Here is a 2,044-nt window from a genome sequence, read left to right on the forward strand (position 1 = left end):
TCGATGAGTTCGTCCAGTGCGGGCGCGCGTGTCGCTTCCTGCAAAATCAGGTAGTCGCCGTCTGTAATTTTTTCGATCCGAGGCGTGGTTTTTTCGCGATAGACGCAGATTCGCTGCGGTTGCGGCGGCTGCTCGAATTCGGCGGGCGGCTTGGCGTGTTGGTGCGCCCGCCAGATTTCATAGACGGGGAAGTCGGAGCTCAGCAACGCGACGGTGTGGTTTAAAGACAGTCTCGGTTGCCGCTCCCTTTCGCCGCAGCTTTCTTTTAGCAGGGCATAGTCGGTGCGCGCATCGTCTTCCCGGTAGTAGCAGCGGTGGTGCAGGTATTCGAGACGGGCCAGGTCGGGCAGGTAGGCGAAGTCTTGCAGCTCTTCGCGGGCCTGTGCCAGTTCGCTTATAAAAGTGGACATTTCCGCGCCGTAGCGGTTGAGGTCGGGGTGCCTTGACGGATGCGCCCGGATAAATGCCTTTGCCAGTTGGCGAAAATACCGCCCGCCGAGAATCCGTACGCAAACGGGATAACACTGTTCCAGCGCCTGAATGCGCGCGTTGTCCGCGTTGTTGCGGTAAATCGAGATCTGCGTCGGCGGCGGCAGCTGGGGCAGCGTGCGGATGTGCGGTCGCAACGCGGAATCGTCGTGCTTCAATGCCCGCAAAAAGCGCTCTTGCAGGGCTTTGACCGACGGAGGGTTCCCGTCCCGGCGTTGCCGGCGCGCGGGCGCCATCTCCGGGCCGGCGGCGCCGAAGGCTTGCGGTTTTGCCCGCGGTTTCGCCTTGTGCCCCGCCGTTGCGCCCGGGTTTGCGCCCGAAGGCGCCTCCCGCGCCTGCTGCGGATACCTGGCCTCGGCCTTGCGCGCTTCCTCCAGCAGCCGGTCCAGGCCGGGGATATCGAAGTCCCATTCGATCAACGTGGGAATCCGCGGATTCGCGGCTATAAAGGATTCGTAAAGCTGCCACACATTTTCCGAAACCGGGTGATTGTGCGCGTCAATCACAAAGCCTTCTTTTTGCTCGAAACCCGCCAGGTGAATCTCCCGGATGCGCCCGATGTCAACGGCGTCCAGAAACTCCTGCGCCGGGGTTCCCAGGTTCACCTGGTTTACGTAGAGGTTGTTGATGTCCAGCAGCAGGAAACAGTCGGCCCGTTCGCAAACGGCGTTGACGAATTCCGCCTCGCTCATCGTCGAGTGCCGGAAATCCAGGTAGCAGGAAACGTTCTCGATCAGGATACGCCGCCCCAGCCGCTCCTGTATGCGGGCAATGCGGTCGGCGGCGTGCCGCACCGCCTCCTCGGTGTAAGGCAGCGGCAACAAGTCGTTTTGGTATTCGCCCTGCGCGGACACGAAACACAGGTGGTCGGAAACCCATGCCGGCTGGTAACGGTCGGCCAGCGCCTTGATCGCGTCCAGGTATTCCAGGTTCAGCGCGTCGCCGGAACCGATGGACATGCCCACGCAGTGAAAGGTGCATGGGTGGTTCGCGCGCAGCCTTTCCAGGTCGCGGCGGCAGCGGCCGCCCTGCGCGAGGTAATTGTCGGCCAGGATTTCCAGCCAGCGAATGCCGAGGCCGCCGGCCAGGATTCGCTCTACGTGCGGCGAACGCAGGCCGATGCCGACGCCGCCTATTCCTGTGTCCGGGGCGGCGTCCGGGGTTTTTGCCGATGCCCGCATTGTCTTACGGGCCGTGCCCCTCCCGCAGCGGGGGGAGGGGCACGGCGCTTACGGTGGTGGCGCGAATTACTTCTTTGCGGGCTTGGTCGCCGCGACCACTCCCCCGGTAAGCTTGGCGCAAGTGCCCTGGGGCACATAGACCCACTCGTTCGGGTCGTCGTCTGCGGTCGCTTGCCCGGCGCACTGGTGTTTGCCGTCCAGCGAGCCGCAGTCGTTCATGCCTTTCTTGGCGATACCGGCGCATTTTTCCCAGGTTGCGGGCGCGTCAGGCACCGCCGCCCCCGCCTGGGCGGCGAAAGCTGTAGCGCCCGCGGCCAGGATGCCGGCCAGGGTGGAATGGAACAATTTTTGTTGAGCCATGATTTTCCTCCTTA

2 protein-coding genes are annotated in these 2,044 nt (G+C 63.3%); both read right to left on the reverse strand.

Annotated features, from left to right (window positions below; all coding sequences use genetic code 11):
- Window positions 1-1,670, reverse strand: a 1,670-nt coding sequence (locus tag OXU43_00575) for a DUF692 family protein (protein MDD9823673.1), incomplete at its 3' end; no start/stop codon positions are given.
- 66 nt (window positions 1,671-1,736) lie between these two features.
- The gene (locus tag OXU43_00580) at window positions 1,737-2,030 is read right to left on the reverse strand and encodes a DUF2282 domain-containing protein (protein MDD9823674.1); all 294 of its coding nucleotides are present in this window, start codon (window positions 2,028-2,030) and stop codon (window positions 1,737-1,739) included.
- Window positions 2,031-2,044 lie beyond the last annotated feature (14 nt).

This window comes from Gammaproteobacteria bacterium (assembly GCA_028817255.1).
Taxonomy (GTDB): domain Bacteria; phylum Pseudomonadota; class Gammaproteobacteria; order Porifericomitales; family Porifericomitaceae; genus Porifericomes; species Porifericomes azotivorans.

Excerpts from the sequence above, each read along its gene's own strand:
- OXU43_00580 (MDD9823674.1), bottom strand. The coding sequence starts at position 2,030 with ATGGCTCAACAAAAATTGTTCCATTCCACCCTGGCCGGCATCCTGGCC.